At 57.3% G+C, this 19676-nt stretch carries 18 protein-coding genes and 1 pseudogene; 15 read left to right on the forward strand and 4 right to left on the reverse strand.

All coding sequences use genetic code 11. From position 1 onward, the window contains the following. Positions 1-32: 32 nt before the first annotated feature. A complete protein-coding gene (locus OE750_RS07600) occupies positions 33-1001 on the reverse strand; it encodes a TAXI family TRAP transporter solute-binding subunit (protein ID WP_263763154.1) in 969 nt (322 codons plus the stop codon). A gap of 356 nt (positions 1002-1357) precedes the next feature. On the opposite strand from OE750_RS07600, the pseudogene OE750_RS07605 reads away from it, so the two are divergent. After that, positions 1358-1615 (forward strand): annotated as a pseudogene (locus tag OE750_RS07605) (aminotransferase class III-fold pyridoxal phosphate-dependent enzyme); the annotation flags it as partial. A 112-nt stretch (positions 1616-1727) separates the two neighbouring features. On the opposite strand, the gene OE750_RS07610 reads toward OE750_RS07605, so the two are convergent. Then, positions 1728-2078: a hypothetical protein gene (locus OE750_RS07610; protein ID WP_263763156.1), complete on the reverse strand. Its 351-nt coding sequence runs from the start codon at positions 2076-2078 to the stop codon at positions 1728-1730. A gap of 483 nt (positions 2079-2561) precedes the next feature. Between OE750_RS07610 and OE750_RS07615 the strand changes: the two genes are divergently transcribed. Further along, complete coding sequence (locus OE750_RS07615; RefSeq protein ID WP_263763158.1) at positions 2562-2972, forward strand: GFA family protein; 411 nt, start codon at positions 2562-2564, stop codon at positions 2970-2972. Between the two features lie 133 nt (positions 2973-3105). Here OE750_RS07615 and OE750_RS07620 read toward each other — a convergent pair whose 3' ends face one another. After that, a complete protein-coding gene (locus tag OE750_RS07620) occupies positions 3106-3399 on the reverse strand; it encodes a DUF3817 domain-containing protein (RefSeq protein ID WP_263763160.1) in 294 nt (97 codons plus the stop codon). A gap of 224 nt (positions 3400-3623) precedes the next feature. Here OE750_RS07620 and OE750_RS07625 point away from each other — a divergent pair, with 224 nt between their 5' ends. The 3 genes from OE750_RS07625 to OE750_RS07635 all read left to right on the forward strand — a co-directional run bounded on the left by OE750_RS07625 (position 3624) and on the right by OE750_RS07635 (position 7100). Beyond that, positions 3624-5351, forward strand: a complete 1728-nt coding sequence (locus tag OE750_RS07625; RefSeq protein ID WP_263763162.1) for a DUF4153 domain-containing protein — start codon at positions 3624-3626, stop codon at positions 5349-5351. Between the two features lie 62 nt (positions 5352-5413). Then, positions 5414-6004: a heme NO-binding domain-containing protein gene (locus OE750_RS07630; protein WP_263763164.1), complete on the forward strand. Its 591-nt coding sequence runs from the start codon at positions 5414-5416 to the stop codon at positions 6002-6004. Further along, positions 5997-7100: a diguanylate cyclase domain-containing protein gene (locus OE750_RS07635; RefSeq protein WP_412176208.1), complete on the forward strand. Its 1104-nt coding sequence runs from the start codon at positions 5997-5999 to the stop codon at positions 7098-7100. Before OE750_RS07630 ends, OE750_RS07635 begins: the two co-directional genes overlap by 8 nt. Before the next feature lie 30 nt (positions 7101-7130). Here the strand turns inward: OE750_RS07635 and OE750_RS07640 are convergent, their stop codons facing one another. Next, positions 7131-8405 (reverse strand): aspartate aminotransferase family protein, encoded by a 1275-nt coding sequence (locus tag OE750_RS07640; RefSeq protein WP_263763166.1) that lies wholly within the window; start codon positions 8403-8405, stop codon positions 7131-7133. 177 nt (positions 8406-8582) lie between these two features. Between OE750_RS07640 and OE750_RS07645 the strand changes: the two genes are divergently transcribed. The 10 genes from OE750_RS07645 (at position 8583) to rpoB (ending at position 19654) form a co-directional block, all read left to right on the forward strand. Continuing rightward, positions 8583-9392: a hypothetical protein gene (locus OE750_RS07645; RefSeq protein ID WP_263763168.1), complete on the forward strand. Its 810-nt coding sequence runs from the start codon at positions 8583-8585 to the stop codon at positions 9390-9392. Positions 9393-9465: 73 nt separating this feature from the next. After that, positions 9466-9663, forward strand: a complete 198-nt coding sequence (secE, locus tag OE750_RS07650) for a preprotein translocase subunit SecE (RefSeq protein WP_263763170.1) — start codon at positions 9466-9468, stop codon at positions 9661-9663. A 41-nt stretch (positions 9664-9704) separates the two neighbouring features. Beyond that, positions 9705-9923 carry a hypothetical protein gene (locus OE750_RS07655; RefSeq protein WP_263763172.1) on the forward strand — a complete coding sequence of 73 codons (219 nt, stop codon included), beginning with the start codon at positions 9705-9707 and terminating at the stop codon, positions 9921-9923. Between the two features lie 138 nt (positions 9924-10061). Beyond that, positions 10062-10595, forward strand: a complete 534-nt coding sequence (gene nusG, locus OE750_RS07660) for a transcription termination/antitermination protein NusG (protein WP_263763174.1) — start codon at positions 10062-10064, stop codon at positions 10593-10595. Positions 10596-10727: 132 nt separating this feature from the next. Then, positions 10728-11153 (forward strand): 50S ribosomal protein L11, encoded by a 426-nt coding sequence (gene rplK / locus OE750_RS07665; RefSeq protein ID WP_263763176.1) that lies wholly within the window; start codon positions 10728-10730, stop codon positions 11151-11153. 1 nt (position 11154) lies between these two features. Beyond that, positions 11155-11853, forward strand: coding sequence for a 50S ribosomal protein L1 (gene rplA, locus OE750_RS07670; protein ID WP_263763178.1), 699 nt, complete (start codon positions 11155-11157; stop codon positions 11851-11853). 113 nt (positions 11854-11966) lie between these two features. Then, positions 11967-14021, forward strand: a complete 2055-nt coding sequence (locus tag OE750_RS07675; RefSeq protein WP_263763180.1) for an FAD-dependent oxidoreductase — start codon at positions 11967-11969, stop codon at positions 14019-14021. A gap of 289 nt (positions 14022-14310) precedes the next feature. Beyond that, entirely contained in the window at positions 14311-14823 is a 513-nt protein-coding gene (rplJ, locus tag OE750_RS07680) for a 50S ribosomal protein L10 (protein WP_263763182.1), read from the forward strand. Between the two features lie 71 nt (positions 14824-14894). Next, complete coding sequence (gene rplL, locus OE750_RS07685; protein ID WP_263763184.1) at positions 14895-15275, forward strand: 50S ribosomal protein L7/L12; 381 nt, start codon at positions 14895-14897, stop codon at positions 15273-15275. A gap of 242 nt (positions 15276-15517) precedes the next feature. Then, positions 15518-19654 (forward strand): DNA-directed RNA polymerase subunit beta, encoded by a 4137-nt coding sequence (gene rpoB, locus OE750_RS07690; protein WP_263763186.1) that lies wholly within the window; start codon positions 15518-15520, stop codon positions 19652-19654. Positions 19655-19676: the final 22 nt, after the last annotated feature.

Raw genomic sequence — 19676 nt, forward strand, 5'->3', positions numbered from 1 at the left:
GGGCGTTGCCGCCCGCTCCCTTGTGTTCGAGCTTACTCGATCCAGCCTTTTTCTTTGTAATATTTCGCAGCACCGGGGTGCAGCGGAGCCGAAAGACCAGCGGTTGCCATTTCCTCGGGCTTGAGGTGGGCAAACGCAGGGTGCAGCTTTTTGAAGTCTTCGAAGTTGTCAAAGACCGCGCTGACGACGGCATAGACGGCGTCTTCAGATACAGTATCAGAAGTCACGAAAGTTGCGCCGACACCGAATGTCGAAACGTCTTGGTCATTGCCACGATACATGCCACCAGGGACAACTGCTGTACGGTAAAACGAGTTTTCCGAGATCAGCTTGTCAACGGCTTCGCCATCAACCGTCACCAGTACGGAATCACACGCTGTTGTTGCTTCCTGAATGGTGCCGGACGGGTGGCCAACAGTGAACACCATTGCGTCGATCTGGTTGTCGCAGAGCGCGGCTGACTGTTCTGCCGGCTTCAGCTCGGAGGCCAGTGTGAAGTCGTCTGTTGTCAGGCCTTTGGCCTCCATCAGCACTTCCATGGTGCCACGCGCGCCTGAACCCGGGTTGCCGATGTTGACGCGTTTGCCTTTCAGGTCATCAAAGTTGGTGATACCTGCATCGGCGCGTGCCACGACTGTGAATGGCTCGGGGTGAATCGAGAAAACAGCGCGCAGGCCTTCAAACTTGCCGACATCTTCAAATTTCGATGTGCCATTGTAGGCGTGATACTGCCAGTCAGACTGGGCCACACCAAACTCAAGCTCGCCTTCGCGGATCGTGTTGATGTTGTAGACGGAGCCGCCTGTTGACTCGACAGAGCAGCGAATGCCGTGCTCTTTGCGGCCTTTGTTGACGAGACGGCAAATCGCGCCACCTGTCGGATAGTAGACGCCTGTTACACCCCCTGTACCGATCGTAATAAACTCCTCGGCATAAGCCGCAGGTGCCATCACGGCCGCCGCAGCGACACCGACGAACACTGATTTGAATTTGGTCAACATAGTAATCTCCTATGGTTAGTTGAACTCAATTGGACGTTGCATGGCTGCTTGACCCGACGCGTAGGCGAAGGTTGCTCTCTTCGATCATGGTCCGGGCCCCACAAACGGCGGAAACGCGAGCGGAGAAGTAGCCGGAGGTGACAAGACTGCAATAAAGTCCTATCGGGTCGCGAGCCATATCGTCTGCTGTAAAACGGCATGCGCCGAAAGCATCGCGACTGTCGGCCAAACGCATGTCTTTAGTTTCAAGCAAAATTTTGACACCCTACAAACAAGGCTTCAACTGTTCCACGAGTTTGAAATGTTGTCAACTTTGGTTGCTTCTGCTTCACAGTTCCTCGAAGACTGGAGGCACCATGAGCCATATCTTTCCGCGACATACCAAAGGCAGCTTGCCCATCGCCCAGCGGTGTGACGGGCCTTACATCGTTGACGAAAACGGCAAGCGCTATCTTGATGCTTCCGGCGGGGCCGCGGTGTCATGCCTTGGCCACTCGGATGCTGAAGTGATCGCCGCCATTCAAGAGAAGGCAGGCCAGCTCAGCTTTGCGCACACCGGATTTGTCTCCTCAAAACCGGCAGAATCTCTCGCTGACAGGCTGATCGCCCCTGCCCAAGACGGCACAAAGTTCCCCGCGTAGCGGATCACAGCGTCCGCCGCCGAAATAGGGTTGTAAGCCGTCTCGATCGGCGGCTCGATTTCCAGCACCGCATCCGCTGCGTTTTTCAATAACCTGCTGCGCAGGTCGAGCGCATATCAACAGGCCCCGCTGCCACGGTAAGCTCGCGCATCCGCGCAAGGATCCTGTTGCCGTCTCCAAAGGCTTCGTCAATCAACGGTTGCTGTTTGGCAATCCGGTCTTCAAGGTTCTCCAGCTCTTCCGACTTTTGCTTCAAGACCCGAAAGACAGGACCCCGCCCGGCCGCGCCGGAAAGATCGCCCGATTGCTCAAGCTCTGCCAGCGCGTCAAAGCTCTGCCGTGCGCGCTCGATTTCCCGCTCGAGCGATTGGCCGCTCAGTGCAATGTCATGCGCCTGCTCAAGCGCGCTCTGATATTCCCTGACTGTGTTTTCCAAATGCTGCTCGACATCGCAATAATCGCAAGCGAGCCAACCATCGTGTCGACAGTAAGCCCGATAAAACCGCCCGCAGTCCACATGGCAGGCAGCCGCCGCAGCATATCGCTCCAGAGAACAACGCCCCCTCCCTGCGCATAGCTGACCTTTATGCTTAAGGTAGCATGAGGTCGGCACTGCGGCTCCCTGAATGTCTGCTTTCTTAGTGTTGGGGCAAAACTCATGCAGTTGCTGCTAAAGTCAGCAATCCCCCCCCCGACCTGTCTGAGCGGCACCGGCGGTATGTGCTTGGTTGACTGTCTTTTGTGGGGCTGACAGCGGTCATCGGGTAACTTCAGGGGGCACTGATGATTCAAAATCGAATGTTGCACTGCCGCAGGGCTGGTTTGTGCCCAGTTTGACCGTGATCCTGCACGCGATACAAGGGATACATGAAACTACATTTGGCTGACGGCAGGGGCTTGCATGTCGAGAGGGGGCGGAATGGACGACAATATGACAAACGGGCAATGCCTGTGTGGCGCAGTGAAGTTTTGCATATCGGGAGAGTTCGAGAGCTTCTTCCTTTGCCACTGCAGCCGTTGCCGCAAGGACAGTGGTTCGGCCCATTCGGCCAACCTGTTTTCAACCGTTGCAAAGGTCGACTGGGTGTCGGGAGAGGATAATATGAAGACATTCCAGCTCTCCGGATCACGGCACATCAGGAGTTTTTGCAAAGACTGTGGTTCCGCGCTGCCTGTTTTTCAAGTGGACCTTGGTTTACTTGTCGTGCCTGCGGGATCACTTGATAGCCGGATCAACATACGGCCCAACGCGCATATCTGCTTTTCCAGTCGCGCGGACTGGGACACCGATCTGGCCTCCATCGAAAAGATTGACGGGCTTCCGGGTTAACGTCTGGTCCGGTGGTCGGACCGTGGAAAGCCGTTATACGACACTGACGCAGTAGCCCGCTTCGCTCGGCAGGGCGGCACTTGCTTTTTGAGTGTCTGGACGGATGGTGAGGGACGGCGGCGTGAAGCGCCTATTACTTTGCGGGGGTTCCGGCTGCTTGGCGGGCCAGCCAGCGCTCGTTGATGAAGCCGCCAAAGGGGATCAGGGAGCCGATGAAAAGGCGCAGGGCACCCGAGCGGGTGACCAGCCCTTCGCCCAAGGCATACATGGTGACCACAAGAAAGCCGATGAAGGCCGCGCCGTGAACCGGCCCCAGAGCCGAGACGAAGCCGGGCAGCCCAAGGCCGTATTTGAGCGGCACGGCGACACAGACGAGCAAAATGAGTGTGACGGCTTCGGCGAAGGCAGTGATGCGCAGGGCTTTCATGGGCGAGAGTCTTTCAGGTTTGAGGCAGACATGCAGGTTGGTTTGCTGGTGGCTCTATTTAAACACTTGCCTGCAGGACACAATGCGCAAACCGAAAGCGCTGCCGCCCTGTTTGCGAGGGGGCAACGCGGCCTTACTGAGCAAAAGCTGCGCAAGCCTTGCACAGAATTTGCCTTTTCGCCGCGTCAGGAAGGGCTTAGCATAGGTGCAAAAGGAGACACTTCATGGACGCAATGAAAGACAGGCTCGAGCTTGCGGGGATTGGTGCTGTCGCGGGGTATTGTCTCTGGGGGCTGTTTGAAAATCTGCCGCACGTCGTTGGCGAGGGGTTTTTGCTTCTGGCGCTGACGGTCGGGGCAAGTGTTTTCTTTGCCGTATTGATGGCGCTTGTTGGCCCCGAGCGGCCATTGCGGGCGGTTTTGCCTTCGCTTGCGCTTGGGGGTGTGACCGGCGCTTTGGCGCTTTGGGCGGGCCTGCGCTTTGAGAGTGTGAGCGCATTTTATGATGCGGGGCATCCGTTAATGGCGCTGTTTGTGATTGCGCTTATTGGCGCGCCTTTTGCTGCCGCAGCGCTTGAGGAAAAGGACGGCTGGCGCGATTATGCGCGGTTGTTTGACTGCGCTTGGGGGATATTCATTCGCTATGTTGCCGGCTGGCTTTTTGCGGGGCTGATTTTTCTGGTTCTGCTTTTGTCGGACGAGCTTCTGAAGCTTGTGGGCATTCGGGCCATTGGCGATTTGCTTGATGTCGACTGGCTTCGCTACACGATTGTGGGCGCGGTGTTTGGTCTTGGTGTGGCCACTGTGCACGAGTTGCGCGACTATGTTTCGCCTGTTTTGGTGCACCGTCTGCTCCGGATGCTTTTGCCGCTGGTGCTTGTTGTGGTGATTGTCTTTATCGGCGCGCTTCCGTTTCGCGGGCTGTCGGATTTGTTTGGCAAGCTTTCAACCGGCGGTGTCTTGATGGCGGTGGCGTTTGCCGGAATCACGCTTATCACCACGGCGATTGATCGCGATGACGAGAGCGCCGCGCAGATGAAGCTGATGACGGTATCGGCGCGGCTTATGGCGCTGCTGCTACCTGTGCTTGTGGGGCTGGCGGTCTATGCGATCTGGCTGAGGGTTGCTGCCTATGGCTGGACGCCCCAGCGGGTGATTGCGGCTTATATTGCGCTGTTTTTGCTGGGGTATGTGGTGAGCTATCTTTGGGCGGTTGTCAGCCGCTGGGACTGGCAGGAGCGCCTCAGGCAGAGCAACCTGTATATGGCGCTTGGCGTATGCGTGGGCGGGCTTTTCTGGCTGACGCCTGTGATGAATGCCGAGGCGATTTCTGCAAACAACCAACTTGCGCGATTTCAGAGCGGGAAAACCAAGCTGGACGATGTGCCTGCTTACGAAATGGCGCATGATTGGGGCGTTGCAGGGCGGGTTGCTTTGGAGGCGCTTGCCGCAGGCGGGGATGAGCAGGTTCTGGCGCGGGTGAAGGCGGCGAAAGAGGCCGGATCGCGCTGGGCCTTTGAGCGCGACGAAAAAGGCGAGTCTCTGGCCGATATGCGGCTTGAAATGAGCGACAGGGTTGCGACTGTTGCGGGGGGCGGTGATTTTGCGCCTGTGCTTGAGGTTATGGAGCGGAATGTGCTGGAACAGATTGGCCGGGAGTGCCCTGCCGGGTCTATGCCGAGCTGTGTGTTTCTCGATGTTTCAGCGGGCGCGGACCCTCTGTGGCGCTCCATGGGGGCTTTGGTGACGCGTGAGGACAATCAGGTGTATGAAATCAAGACGCAGAGTTCACGGGCCTATATATATAGAAGTGATAGTTATAACAGTGACGGGCTGAAGCAGAGGGCTCCTGATGACTTGTTCGAGCGGATCATGGCAGGAGACTTCGAGCTGACGCCGATCACCCGCAATGTGCTGAAAGTTGGCGACGCTGTGTTTATTCCTTACAATTAGGAACATTGAGGGCGTGTTAACTTTGCTGGTGCATTCTTTTGGCAAAAAGGAATGCGAGGCATATGCACGGGCTGATAAACAGAACGATCCAGAGTTTTGTGCGCGACACGCGCAGCGAGGCGCTTTGGTTGGAAATTGCCAAGGCAGCAGAGCTTGGCTTTGACGATTTTGAGGCAATGTTGAGTTATGATCCGGCCTTGACCAAGCGGGCCCTGGGCGCTGTGGCGTGTAAGCTTGGGCTGCCACAGGACGCGCTACTGGAGGATATGGGAACCTATCTTGTGAGCCACAAGAACACCGAAGCTGTGCGCAGACTGTTGCGCTTTGGTGGGGTGGATTTTGTGGAGTTTCTGCATTCACTTGATGATTTGCCTGACCGCGCACGGCTGGCTGTGGATGACCTGATTTTGCCGCAGTTGGAGCTGCGGGAGCGTTCTGCCGAGCGTTTCACCCTGCAGGTGAGTGCGCGCCAACGCGGCTTTGGCGCGGTGATGATGGGCGTGTTACGCGCGATGGCGGATGACTACGGGGCGCTTGTTTTGCTTGAGTATGTGCCCGAGGCGGAGGGCGTGGAGAGCATTGATATCCAGCTGATCGAGGCGGCTTTTGCCGAAGGTCGGGGATTTGATCTGGGGGGCGCGCGGGATGAATGACATGAAGCCCATGGGCGCTGTGCCGCATGATTTGGCCGAGCTGGGAAGGTTGATGGATGCCTTTTGCCCGATGCATGTGATGCTGGATGCGGCAGGGCAAATGGTGCATGTCGGGGCTACTTTGCAGAAGCTGCGCCCCGATGCACCGATGGTTGGGAAGACGTTTCTTGAGGTGTTCGAGTTGCGCCGCCCGCAGGGGGTGAGCTCGATGAGCGAGCTTATGAGAAGCGCTGGTGTGAAGCTTCATCTGCGCTTTTACGATACGCCCGAGACGGCGTTGAAAGGCGTGCTTGCGCCGCTTGAAGGCGGACGCGGCGCGGTTCTGAATATCGGGTTCGGGATATCGCTGATTGAAGGCGTACGGGATTATGCCTTGGTCAGTTCTGATTTTGCAGCCACGGACCTGGCGATCGAGATGCTCTATCTGGTCGAGGCAAAATCAGCCGCGATGGAGGCCTCGCGCAAGCTCAACCTGCGGCTGCAGGGGGCGATGATTGCCGCCGAGGAGCAGGCCTATACCGACACGCTCACGGGGCTGAAGAACCGCCGCGCCATGGACCACGTGCTGACACGGTTGATCGAGCGCAAGCGCGGGTTTGCGCTGATGCAGATTGATCTGGATTTCTTCAAGGCGGTCAATGACACGCTGGGCCATGCGGCGGGGGACCATGTATTGCAGAACGTGGCGCGCTTTATGGTGGAGGAAACCCGCGATGAAGACACTGTTGCGCGGGTAGGGGGCGACGAATTCGTCATTCTGTTTGATGGGCTCACCGACCGCGAGGCACTGAGCCGCGTGGCGGCGCGGATCATTGAGCGGCTTGAAGTGCCGATGCCTTTTGGAGAGCATTTCTGCCGGATTTCTGCAAGTTGCGGCACTGTGCTTTCGCAAAGCTACGGGCAGCCCGATGCGGGCGTGATGCTCGCGGATGCGGATATGGCGCTTTACGCTTCAAAGAAGGCCGGGCGCGCGCAACACTCTTTTTTTAGCGAGGCGATGCGGGATGTGGGCGGTGACGGCGGGCCTATTCCCGCAGCGATTGCCCCGAAGCACAAGGGCGCGCGCCCGAGAGAGGAGCGCCGGGGGGAAGAGTAGGGCTGTGCGCGGCGCGGCAAGGCGGGCCGGTTAAGACGGAGCCAGTTCCGTGAGGACGTCATCGAGTGTCTCAAACAGCATGTCGGCGTGATCTTCCTGAAAGGGCAGGGGCGGACGGATTTTCAGGGTATTTCTAGCACGCCCCAGACTTGAGAGCAGAAAGCCGCGCCGGCGCATTTCGTTGAAGACGGCGGTTGCGAGGGCGGTGGCCGGTTCTTTTGTGTCGCGGTCCGTCACCAGCTCCGCGCCAAAGAGCATACCTTCGCCGCGCACATCACCGATGGCCTCGTGTTTGGACATAAGGTCTGTCAGCCGCTCTTGGGCATAAGCGCCGACGCGGGCGGCTTGAGCGGGCAGATCCCGCTCTTCCAACTCATCCAACACGGCAAGGGCGGCAGCGCAGGAGACAGGGTTGCCGCCGAAGGTGTTGAAGTAACGAAAGGCCTCGCGGAAGCGCGCCATGATCTCGGGGCGGGTGACCACGCCGCCGACGGGGTGGCCGTTGGCCATGGGTTTGCCGAGGGTCACGATATCGGGGGTGATGCCGGCGCGCTCAAAGCCCCAGAAGTGCGAGCCAATGCGCCCGAAACCGGGCTGGACCTCATCGGCGATGAGAACACCGCCTGCTGCGCGCACAATGCGCTCGGCCTCGGAGAGCCAGCCTTTGGGCAGATCGGGGAAGCCCTCGTTGACGAAGAAGGGGCAGATGATGAGCGCGGCAAAGCCATGACCTGCGGCTTCAAGATTATCAATCGCGGCTTGCAGGTGCGCGGCGAAAGCGGCGCCCCCGGTATCAGGGTTGCGGTAGCTGTCGGGTGCGGGGATGTGGCGGATATAGTCGCCAAGGCCGAAGCCGACTTCGGGGATATTGCTGCGCGAGAGCTGGCTCACGAGGGCCGTGTTGCCATGATAGGTGGCATCTGTTGCGACAATACCGCGCTTGCCTGTCATGCCTTCGGCCATGCGCATTGCCACATCATTGGCCTCGGAGCCTGTGCAGGTGAGCAACAGTGTTGAGAGGCTTTCATGAAGGGTGGCCGTGAGACGTTCGGCGTAATTCAGGATGCCATCGTGCAGGTAGCGTGTGTGGGTGTTGAGCGTGCGGGCTTGCTGGCAGATCGCGTCGACAACGCGCGGGTTGCAGTGGCCGACGTGCGGCACGTTGTTGTAGCAGTCGAGATAGCGCTTGCCCTCTGCGTCCCAGAGCCAAACCCCTTCACCGCGCACAATATGAACGGGGTCTTCATAGAACAGCGGCACATTTGGCCCCAGAAGGGCGCGGCGGCGGGCAAGCATATCAGCCATGATGTTACTCCTCTTGTGGGTAGAATAGCTTGAAATGTTCACATGTGAAAGAGTTTGAGCTGAGCTATCTCTGGCCGCTAATATTATATTTTTCCGTGAGATTGCCGCAATTCGGCCGTTTTGGAGACAGCATCCTGCGTTAGCTGAACCCTTGTATGACAAAGGTGGATGATGGTTATGGCACTTGGCAAACTTTCCGAGGAAGGGATTACGGCGCCAAGTTCTGTCGATGATGATGCGACACTCGATATTGTGCGACTCCTGATTGAAGCGGAGACGCGCCATTCGGTAGCGCATCCTGAGCGGCAGGCCGGAGCAACGGTCGGTGCGGGTGTTGCGCCTGCAGCGGCCCCTGTTGCGCCGCGACGTGTGACTTTGCGCGGGCAGCCCAAGCTGCGCGGAGAGAGCTTTTCTTGCGCAGCTCATGATGAAGTCGAGATTGTCGGGGTGCGCCCTGAGCGCAATGTTGAGGATTTGCGCCCGCGGCGGCTTGGTTTGCGATGGCCGCGATTTACGCCTTTGGCGAAGCTTTCGGGGCTGTTTGGCAGGCCGCAACAGGGGGAGCGCAAAGCGAAGCTCGATATTGGCACGATCAGGAAATATGGCAAGCTGGCAATGCTGATGGTGCTTGGCCTGATCGTTTTGTTCAAGCCATGGCTCATCCCTGTGGTGTTGTTCATTTCTGCCTGGCTGTCGCTTATTGTTTTCTTGCTGCTCGGCTCTTCGCGCATCAGCGAGCTTATTGAGGGCGCTTGGGAAATGTATCAGGCGCGGCGACCCGGGAGTGCGGCGCGGATTATGGGCAGGCTCCAGAATGCGGCTGACAGGCTGGACGGGATTTTGGCGCGTTTACCTGCGCGGTTCGCGGACGGGGTGTTTACGCCCGATCTTGGCCGTTCGGAACGGGATATGGCGCGTGAAAACGTGCAACTTCCGCAAAATGACCCCTTTGAACGTCTCGTGATCCGGCAGGATCCGGCAGAATAGGCGCGAATGTCCCTTGAATTTGGGGGGGCTTATGCGTAAGTGAGCGCGAGACAGATAGAAAGACGAGACCGACATGGCCCGCACCAACCCGCTTCAGTTTATCCAGCAGACCCGCGCAGAGGTTTCCAAAATCGTATGGCCGACGCGCCGCGAGGTGCTGCTCACGACTGTGATGGTGTTTATCATGGCCACGCTCACGGCGATCTTTTTTGCGCTGGTCGACATCCTGATCCGCAACGGCCTGCAAGCCGTGCTGAACATCTTCAGCTGAAGCCTCTTTTCACTGCCAAGTCTTGCTGACATAGTCCGCTCATGAGATTGAGCTGGCAAGAAGTGCGCGCCCGCGCGGGTGCGTTTTCAAGGTTACCAACTGATATCTATCCTAAGATCAAGGCAGGGCCAAAAGTGACATGGTACCAGGCGCATTCTCCCTACTTGTTTCTTGTTCTCGCTTTACGAGCAGATGGTGAAGCCGCTTCTGGCGGGGAAGCCGAAGCGGAAAAGGCGCGCCAAGGCGACCTGAGGGCTTGAATCTGCGCCATTTGGCGTGTAACCCCGCGCTCAACCCCCGACATGGTGAGCGACGATTCGAGTTGCTCGCCGCTTTTTGCTGTCGGGCGAGCGGAATTGGCCTGCGTTGCGGGCAGAGTAAGGAACGGGCACAGGACAATGGCGAAACGGTGGTATTCGGTAAGCGTTCTCTCCAACTTCGAGAAGAAGATTGCAGAGCAGATCAGGCAGCAGGCCGAAGAACAGAATCTGTCTGACCAGATTGACGAAGTGCTGGTTCCGACGGAAGAAGTGATTGAAGTGCGCCGCGGCAAGAAAGTGACCGCCGAGCGCCGCTTTATGCCCGGTTATGTGCTGGTGCATATGGAGATGAGTGACCGCGGGTATCATTTGATCAGCTCGATCAACCGCGTGACAGGGTTTTTGGGCCCGCAAGGCCGCCCGATGCCGATGCGCGATGCAGAGGTGAACCAGATCCTCAACCGCGTGCAGGAAGGCGAAGACGCGCCCAAGCTGATGATCAGCTTTGACATCGGTGAGAAGGTCAAGGTGAACGACGGGCCGTTTGAAGACTTTGACGGCATGGTCGAGGAAGTCGACGACGAGAACCAGCGCCTCAAGGTTATGGTGAGCATCTTCGGGCGGGAAACGCCTGTGGAACTGGAATTTACGCAGGTATCCAAACAAGGGTAAGTGCGACGGAATCATCGGGGCGACCCGATGTGAGAGCGTGGGAGGCGAGGCAGCCGCGGCTGACGGACCGGACCACACAACATTGAGCCTCCGGGGACGCGTCCTTTGGAGGGTTGGAAAAGGAGAAGGCCAATGGCCAAGAAGCTAGTCGGCAAGATGAAGCTGCAAGTCCCAGCGGGACAAGCAAACCCAAGCCCGCCCGTCGGGCCTGCGCTGGGTCAGCGCGGCATCAACATCATGGAATTCTGTAAAGCGTTCAACGCGAAGACACAGGATATGGAGCCAGGTGCGCCTTGCCCCACCGTGATCACGTATTACCAGGACAAGTCCTTCACGATGGACATCAAGACGCCACCTGCGTCTTACTATCTGCGCAAAGCTGCCGGCCTCAAATCCGGTGCGAAACTGCCAGGTCGTGAGACTGTTGGCACGGTCAGCACAAAGCAGCTGCGCGAAATCGCGGAAGCCAAGTGGAAAGACCTGAACGCAAACGACGTGGAAGCCGCGATGAAGATCATCATGGGCTCGGCACGCTCTATGGGCATCGAGGTGAAGTAAGATGGGTAAACTTGGAAAACGCACAGTTGCCGCACGCGAAGCCTTTGCCGGCAAAGAAAACCTGACAGTTGAAGAAGCTGTGAGCCTGATCAAGGCAAGCGCAAACGCGAAATTCGACGAGACACTCGAAATCGCCATGAACCTCGGTGTTGACCCGCGTCACGCCGACCAGATGGTTCGCGGTGTTGTCGGCCTGCCAAACGGCACAGGCAAAGACGTGCGCGTTGCTGTTTTTGCACGCGGCCCGAAAGCCGACGAAGCGACAGCCGCAGGTGCGGATGTTGTGGGTGCGGAAGACCTCATGGAAATCGTGCAGGGCGGCAAGATCGACTTTGACCGTTGCATCGCGACACCTGACATGATGCCGGTTGTTGGCCGTTTGGGCAAAGTGCTCGGCCCCCGCAACCTTATGCCAAACCCTAAAGTTGGCACAGTGACCATGGATGTGGCTGAAGCTGTGAAAGCGGCCAAGGGCGGTGAAGTGCAGTTCAAAGTCGAAAAAGCCGGCGTGATTCACGCGGGTATCGGCAAGATCTCGTTTGACGACAAGAAGCTGGTTGAAAACGTGCGTGCCTTTGTGAACGCGGTTTCAAAAGCCCGTCCGTCAGGCAGCAAAGGTGCGTATCTGAAGAAGATCTCGCTGAGCTCGACAATGGGCCCGGGCGTGAGCATCAATGTGGACAACGCCGTCGCCGAGTGATTGATCACTCCTGCAAGATTTGAAAGAGCGCTCTTCGGGGCGCTCTTTTTATTTGGGGTTGTGGATGCGCCGGCTTTGAGGTGATGTGCACCGGTAAATTCGGGAGGCCTCCAATGCGCGATGCGACTTATGATATTCTTTTCGAGCCGGTGCAAATTGGTCCGGTAAAGACACGCAACCGCTTTTATCAGGTTCCGCATTGCACGGGGATGGGCCACCGCTACCCCCGTTCGGAAGCCGCGCATCGGGGCGTGAAGGCCGAGGGCGGCTGGGGTGTTGTCTCAACGCAGGAGACGGAAATTCACCCGAGCTCTGACCTTACCCCCGCCAATGAAGCGCGGTTGTGGGATGCCAAGGATATTCCCGCGTTGAAGCTGATGACGGAGGCGGTGCATGCCCATGGCAGCCTTGCCGCGATCCAGCTTGCGCATAACGGTTTGCACGTGGCCAACCGCTACACGCGGCACACGCCATTTGCGCCCAGTGCCGCGGTTGTTGACAGCGACGACCCTGTGCAAGCGCGTGCGATGGATAAGGCCGATATCAAAACCTTCCGCCGCTGGCATGTGGATGCGGCCAAGCGCGCGCGCGATGCGGGCTTTGACATTATCTATGTTTACGCAGGCCACGACATGACGCTGCTCCAGCATTTTTTGCTGGAGCGGCACAACCGGCGCTCGGATGAATACGGCGGCAGCTTTGAAAACCGGTTGCGGCTGTTTCGGGAAGTCTTGGCAGATACGAAAGAGGCCGTGGGCGACACATGTGCTGTTGCTGTGCGGTTGGCGGTTGACGAGTTGCTCGGTGCCGAGGGCCTGCGCCATGATGTCGAGGCGCGTGATATCATCACGGCTTTGGCAGACGAACCTGACATGTGGGACGTGAACTTGTCTGACTGGTCAAACGACAGCCAGACCTCGCGGTTTGCCAAAGAGGGTTATCAGGAAGATTATACGCGCTTTGTGAAGAGAGTTACCAGCAAGCCTGTGGTTGGGGTGGGGCGCTATACCTCGCCTGATACGATGGTGCGGTTGGTAAGGCAGGGGCATCTGGATTTGATTGGTGCTGCAAGGCCTTCGATTGCTGACCCGTTCTTGCCCAAAAAGATCGAAGAGGGGCGGCTGGAGGACATTCGCGAGTGTATCGGGTGTAATATATGTGTGTCGGGTGACAATACCTGTGTGCCGATGCGCTGCACGCAGAACCCGACTACGGCAGAGGAGTGGCGGCGCGGGTGGCACCCCGAGATAACCACCAAGGCCAGCATGGCGGAAAAGCACCTGATTGTTGGTGGCGGCCCCGCAGGGCTTGAGGCGGCGCACGTTCTGGCGAAGGCTGGGCATGAGGTGATTGTGGCGGAGGCAGGCCGCGAGTGGGGTGGCCGCGTGAGCCTTGAGAGCCGTTTGCCCGGTTTGGCCGAGTGGGCGCGGGTGCGCGACTGGCGTATGGGGCAGTTGCAGACCATGCCCAATGTCGAGATGTATCTGGAAAGCCCGCTGAGCGAGGAGGATATTCTGGAGTATGGTATTGCCAATGTTGCGCTGGCCACGGGGGCGACATGGCGTTCGGATGGCACTGGACGTGCGCACCGCAAGCCGCTGGCGTTTATGGCGGATGCGCCTGTTCTGACACCTGATGACGTGATGCGCGGCGGGCTTGTCGACCGAAAAGGACCTGTTGTGGTATTTGATGACGACCGCTTCTACATGGCCAGCGTGTTGGCGGAAGTGGCCGCAGCGCAAGGAAATGAGGTGACGTTTGTGACGCCGTCGGCTGTTGTTGCGCCTTGGGCGGACCATACGCTCGAGCAGGGGCGTATTCAGAAGCGGTTGCTTGAACTGGGTGTTAACATCGTTCCGCTGCATGGCCTTGCGGGCTATAATGATGGCCAGTTGAGTCTGGCGTGTAGCTATACGGGTGCTGCGCGGGAGCTGTCCTGCGAAACGCTGGTTTCGGTGACCTCGCGTAATCCGAATGATGGGCTTTGGCTGGCTTTGAAGGCGCGCGAAGGCGAATGGGCTGCTGCGGGGCTTGCTCGCGTTGCCAGCATTGGTGATTGTCATGCACCCGGCTTGATTGCAGCGGCTGTTTATGCGGGTCACAAATATGCGCGCGAAATGGCTGGGGAAGAAGCTGCGCTGCGCGAAGACAGAATGCTGGCCGATTGACCCACTAATCCGGGCATCGGCCCTTGTGTTTACCTTTAATCCGCACTAAATCGACACTTGCAAATCAGCGTGCGATTCGTCGTGCGCTGTTTTGCATTCGTCCAAGACGGTGGGTGATGGGTGATTTGACCTATCTTAATCTCCTGCCTGAGACGGGAAATCTGAGATTAAACGGGGGCTGGTTCCTCGGGTGATTTTGGCTCTGCCCCGTAATTCGGACATGAGTGCTGGCCCCTTATAGGGCTGGCGAACTGAGCCGGGGGGCAACCCCCAAATTTGGAGTGAAACTGTGGATAGAGCCCAGAAAGAGAAAGTGGTCGAGGAACTCGGCCAGATCTTTGAAAGCTCTGGCGTTGTTGTGGTAGCCCACTACGTCGGCCTTACAGTTGCTGAGATGCAGGACCTACGTGCGCGCGCAAGCGAAGCAGGTGGGGCCGTACGTGTCGCCAAGAACAGGCTCGCCAAAATCGCTCTGGAAGGAACGCCTATCTCTGAGATGGGTGAGTACCTGACAGGCATGACCGTTCTGACCTATTCTGAGGATCCTGTGGCTGCGGCCAAGGTTGCCGAGGATTATGCCAAGGATAACTCGAAGTTCGAGATTCTTGGTGGGGCCATGGGCGGTGACATCCTGGACCGTGCTGGTGTTACAGCTGTGTCGAAACTGCCTTCGCGCGAGGAGCTTCTTGCTACTATCGCGGGCATGATCGGTGCACCTGCAAGCAACATCGCCGGTGCAATTGGCGCACCTGCTTCAAATATCGCTTCCATCCTTTCGACTATCGAAGAGAAGGCGGCGTAAGCAACCAATCGGCTGGCGTGGGGCGAGACCTCATCGTTGGAACACAAATTTAGAAACGGAAAGCAAGTAAAATGGCTGATCTGAAAAAACTCGCAGAAGAAATCGTCGCCCTGACGCTTTTGGAAGCACAAGAACTGAAGACGATCCTTAAAGACGAATACGGCATCGAGCCTGCAGCCGGTGGCGCAGTCATGATGGCCGGCCCTGCGGACGCTGGTGGCGGTGCTGCTGCGGACGAGCAAACAGAATTCAACGTAATTCTCGTTTCTGCAGGCGCATCCAAGATCAACGTGATCAAGGAAGTTCGCGGCATCACAGGCCTCGGTCTGAAAGAAGCCAAAGACCTCGTCGACGCTGGCGGCAAAGCTGTCAAAGAAGGCGTAGACAAAGCCGAAGCAGACGACATCAAAGCCAAGCTCGAAGCAGCTGGCGCGGAAGTCGAAATCAAGTAAGCGGTTTGCAGCAAGGCTTCGGCTTTGCGCAAATTCAGGCTGGGCGGGGAGAAATCCGTGCCCAGCCGAACCTGTCTTAGCAAGTGCCTCACGGGAGGCGTTTTCTTAGGCGCGGTTCATGGTCGGGAGGCTCCAATGGGAATGGAGCCGGGAATTGACCGAAACGTGCTGTCTCGTATGGAGGCAAGGCCGGGACCCGACGGTGCTTGTTTTCGGTGAGAAATGAAAAGGTGAACTCGAGCATGGCGCAATCTTTCCTTGGCCAGAAACGTCTTCGTAAATATTTTGGTAAAATCCGTGAAGTTCTGGAGATGCCGAACCTGATTGAGGTTCAGAAATCATCCTATGATCTTTTCCTGAATTCCGGCGATGCGCCGCAGCCGCTTGACGGCGAAGGCATCAAAGGTGTGTTCCAGTCGGTTTTCCCGATTAAGGACTTCCACGAAACATCCGTGCTTGAGTTTGTTGATTACGAACTCGAAGAGCCGAAATATGACGTTGAAGAATGTCAGCAACGCGACATGACCTATGCCGCGCCTCTGAAGGTGAAGCTGCGCTTGATCGTGTTTGATGTCGATGAGGACACAGGCGCGAAATCGGTTAAGGACATCAAGGAACAAGACGTGTTCATGGGCGATATGCCTTTGATGACACCGAACGGCACATTTGTTGTGAACGGCACGGAGCGTGTTATCGTTTCCCAGATGCACCGCTCACCCGGTGTGTTCTTTGACCACGACAAAGGCAAAACGCATTCTTCGGGTAAGTTGCTGTTTGCCTGCCGCATTATTCCCTATCGTGGCTCATGGCTCGACTTTGAATTTGATGCGAAAGACATCGTGTTTGCGCGGATCGACCGCCGCCGCAAGCTTCCTGTGACCACGCTGCTTTATGCGCTTGGCCTTGATCAGGAAGCGATCATGGATGCGTATTATGACACCGTCACATACAAGCTGAAGGCGAAAAAGGGTTGGGTCACCAAGTTCTTCCCCGAGCGCGTGCGCGGCACACGCCCGACATTTGACCTTGTTGATGCCAAAACAGGTGAAGTGATTGCCGAAGCGGGCAAGAAAGTTACACCTCGCGCAGTGAAACAACTGATCGACGAAGGCAATGTGACCGACCTTCTGGTTCCGTTCGAACAGATCGAAGGCAAGTTTGTTGCCAAAGATATCATCAACGAAGAAACCGGCGCGATTTATGTGGAAGCCGGTGACGAGCTGACATTCGAGCGTGACAAAGACGGCGAGATCATTGGTGGCGCGTTGAAAGAGCTGATGGATGCGGGCTTTACCGATATCCCTGTGCTCGACATCGACAACATCAATGTCGGCCCCTACATGCGCAACACAATGGCCACAGATAAGAACATGAACCGCGAAACCGCGCTCATGGATATCTACCGTGTGATGCGCCCCGGCGAGCCGCCCACCGTTGAAGCCGCGTCAAACCTGTTTGACACGCTGTTCTTTGATAGCGAGCGCTATGACCTCTCGGCTGTTGGCCGCGTGAAAATGAACATGCGCCTTGATCTTGATGCGCCTGACACGCTGCGCACGCTGCGCCGCGAAGATATCGTATCTTGCATCAAAGCGCTGGTTATGCTGCGCGACGGCAAGGGCGACATTGACGACATCGACCACCTCGGCAACCGCCGTGTGCGCTCGGTCGGCGAACTCATGGAAAACCAGTACCGCGTTGGCCTGCTCCGTATGGAGCGCGCGATCAAGGAGCGTATGTCATCTGTCGAGATCGACACAGTGATGCCGCAAGACCTGATCAACGCCAAGCCGGCTGCGGCGGCTGTTCGTGAATTCTTCGGCTCAAGCCAGCTCTCGCAGTTTATGGACCAAACCAACCCGCTTTCGGAAGTGACGCACAAGCGCCGCCTCTCGGCGCTTGGACCAGGTGGTCTGACGCGTGAGCGCGCGGGCTTTGAGGTGCGCGACGTTCACCCGACACACTACGGCCGTATGTGCCCGATTGAGACGCCGGAAGGCCCGAACATCGGCTTGATCAACTCACTTGCGACATTTGCGCGTGTGAACAAATACGGCTTCATCGAAACGCCTTATCGCAAGGTTGTGGACGGTAAGGTGACGGACGATGTGCAATACATGTCGGCCACCGAAGAGATGCGCCACGTGGTAGCGCAGGCCAACGCCAACCTCGATGAGGAAGGCAAGTTTGTGAACGATCTGGTGAGCACGCGTCAATCGGGCGAATATACACTCGCGCCGAACGAGCACGTGGACCTTATTGACGTTAGCCCGAAACAGCTTGTGTCTGTTGCGGCCTCGCTCATTCCGTTCCTTGAAAACGATGACGCCAACCGCGCCTTGATGGGTTCGAACATGCAACGTCAGGCTGTGCCTTTGCTCCAAGCTGAAGCGCCGCTGATCGGGACGGGCATTGAAGGCAAAGTTGCGATTGACTCGGGTGCTGCCATTCAGGCCAAGCGCGCAGGCATCATCGACCAGGTCGATGCGCAGCGTATCGTTATTCGCGCCACGCATGACCTCGGACTTGGGGATGCGGGTGTTGATATTTACCGTATGCGCAAATTCCAGCGCTCCAACCAGAATACTTGTATCAACCAGCGCCCCTTGGTGAAGGTTGGTGACACGGTTCAGAAGGGTGAGATTATTGCGGACGGTCCGTCAACGGACATCGGCGAACTCGCACTCGGCAAGAACGTGGTTGTCGCGTTTATGCCTTGGAACGGTTACAACTACGAAGATAGTATCCTGATCTCCGAGCGTATTTCGCAAGATGACGTGTTCACTTCGATCCACATCGAAGAGTTCGAAGTTGCCGCGCGTGACACGAAGCTTGGGCCAGAGGAAATCACACGCGATATTCCGAACGTCGGTGAAGAAGCGCTGCGCAACCTCGATGAGGCGGGCATTGTTTACATCGGTGCGGATGTTGAACCAGGTGACATTCTTGTCGGCAAGATCACACCGAAGGGCGAAAGCCCGATGACGCCGGAAGAAAAGCTTCTGCGCGCTATCTTTGGTGAGAAAGCTTCTGACGTGCGTGATACTTCGCTTCGCGTGAAGCCGGGTGACTTTGGCACGGTTGTGGAAGTGCGCGTCTTTAACCGCCATGGTGTGGAAAAAGACGAACGTGCGCTTCAGATCGAGCGTGAAGAAGTTGAACGCCTTGCGCGCGACCGTGACGATGAGCTCGCGATCCTTGATCGCAACATCTACGCACGTTTGGGTGACATGCTGCTTGGCAAAGAAGTGGCCAAGGGCCCCAAAGGTGTGAAAGCCGGCTCGAAGGTTGATGCAGAAATGCTGGAAACCTATCCGCGTTCGGCTTGGTGGATGATCGCCCTTAAGGACGAGCAGAACGCCCAGGTCGTTGAAGCGCTGCACGAGCAATATGAGGCGCAGAAGCGCACTCTGGATGCGCGCTTTGAAGACAAGGTCGAAAAAGTTCGCCGCGGCGATGACCTGCCACCCGGTGTGATGAAGATGGTTAAAGTCTTCGTGGCCGTGAAGCGCAAGCTTCAGCCAGGGGATAAAATGGCCGGTCGTCACGGGAACAAAGGTGTTATTTCAAAGGTTGTACCTATGGAAGACATGCCGTTCCTTGCCGATGGCACGCCCGTTGACTTCTGTTTGAACCCGCTTGGTGTTCCGTCGCGTATGAACGTTGGTCAGATCCTTGAAACCCACATGGGTTGGGCGTCACGCGGTCTTGGCCTCAAGATTGACGATGCGCTTGGCGAATATCGCCGCTCGGGTGATCTGACTCCTGTGCGCGATGCAATGAAGCACGCTTATGGCGATGATGTTTACGAAGAAGGCATTGTCGGCATGGAAGAGGCGCAGCTCATTGAAGCCGCTGGCAACGTTACACGCGGTGTTCCGATTGCGACGCCTGTTTTTGACGGGGCGAAAGAGGCCGATGTGAACGATGCGTTGACACGCGCGGGCTTTGATACTTCGGGCCAGTCGATCTTGTTTGACGGCCGCACAGGCGAGCAATTTGCCCGCCCTGTGACTGTCGGCATCAAGTATCTGCTGAAGCTTCACCACCTTGTGGACGACAAAATCCACGCGCGCTCGACAGGCCCATACAGCCTTGTCACGCAACAGCCGCTGGGTGGTAAAGCCCAGTTCGGCGGGCAGCGCTTTGGTGAGATGGAAGTCTGGGCGCTTGAAGCTTATGGCGCGGCATACACACTGCAAGAGATGCTGACTGTGAAGTCGGATGACGTTGCGGGCCGAACCAAAGTTTATGAGAGCATCGTGAAGGGTGAAGACAACTTTGAGGCCGGTGTGCCAGAGAGCTTTAACGTTCTCGTCAAAGAAGTCCGCGGCCTTGGCCTGAACATGGAACTCCTGGATGCGGAGGATGAGGAATAAGGGCGCAGGCTCTTCTTCCCTT

This window comes from Lentibacter sp. XHP0401, from assembly GCF_025751535.1.
Lineage (GTDB): Bacteria > Pseudomonadota > Alphaproteobacteria > Rhodobacterales > Rhodobacteraceae > Lentibacter.

What these genes read in the sequence shown, in the direction of transcription:
- secE (WP_263763170.1), top strand. Translation starts at nt 9,466, where the DNA reads ATGGCCCGCACCAACCCGCTTCAGTTTATCCAGCAGACCCGCGCAGAG.
- OE750_RS07600 (WP_263763154.1), bottom strand. Translation starts at nt 1,001, where the DNA reads ATGTTGACCAAATTCAAATCAGTGTTCGTCGGTGTCGCTGCGGCGGCC.
- rplK (WP_263763176.1), top strand. Translation starts at nt 10,728, where the DNA reads ATGGCCAAGAAGCTAGTCGGCAAGATGAAGCTGCAAGTCCCAGCGGGA.
- OE750_RS07630 (WP_263763164.1), top strand. Translation starts at nt 5,414, where the DNA reads ATGCACGGGCTGATAAACAGAACGATCCAGAGTTTTGTGCGCGACACG.
- rplL (WP_263763184.1), top strand. Translation starts at nt 14,895, where the DNA reads ATGGCTGATCTGAAAAAACTCGCAGAAGAAATCGTCGCCCTGACGCTT.
- OE750_RS07635 (WP_412176208.1), top strand. Translation starts at nt 5,997, where the DNA reads ATGAATGACATGAAGCCCATGGGCGCTGTGCCGCATGATTTGGCCGAG.
- OE750_RS07655 (WP_263763172.1), top strand. Translation starts at nt 9,705, where the DNA reads ATGAGATTGAGCTGGCAAGAAGTGCGCGCCCGCGCGGGTGCGTTTTCA.
- OE750_RS07620 (WP_263763160.1), bottom strand. Translation starts at nt 3,399, where the DNA reads ATGAAAGCCCTGCGCATCACTGCCTTCGCCGAAGCCGTCACACTCATT.
- OE750_RS07675 (WP_263763180.1), top strand. Translation starts at nt 11,967, where the DNA reads ATGCGCGATGCGACTTATGATATTCTTTTCGAGCCGGTGCAAATTGGT.
- OE750_RS07615 (WP_263763158.1), top strand. Translation starts at nt 2,562, where the DNA reads ATGGACGACAATATGACAAACGGGCAATGCCTGTGTGGCGCAGTGAAG.
- nusG (WP_263763174.1), top strand. Translation starts at nt 10,062, where the DNA reads ATGGCGAAACGGTGGTATTCGGTAAGCGTTCTCTCCAACTTCGAGAAG.
- OE750_RS07640 (WP_263763166.1), bottom strand. Translation starts at nt 8,405, where the DNA reads ATGGCTGATATGCTTGCCCGCCGCCGCGCCCTTCTGGGGCCAAATGTG.
- OE750_RS07645 (WP_263763168.1), top strand. Translation starts at nt 8,583, where the DNA reads ATGGCACTTGGCAAACTTTCCGAGGAAGGGATTACGGCGCCAAGTTCT.
- rplA (WP_263763178.1), top strand. Translation starts at nt 11,155, where the DNA reads ATGGGTAAACTTGGAAAACGCACAGTTGCCGCACGCGAAGCCTTTGCC.
- rpoB (WP_263763186.1), top strand. Translation starts at nt 15,518, where the DNA reads ATGGCGCAATCTTTCCTTGGCCAGAAACGTCTTCGTAAATATTTTGGT.
- OE750_RS07625 (WP_263763162.1), top strand. Translation starts at nt 3,624, where the DNA reads ATGGACGCAATGAAAGACAGGCTCGAGCTTGCGGGGATTGGTGCTGTC.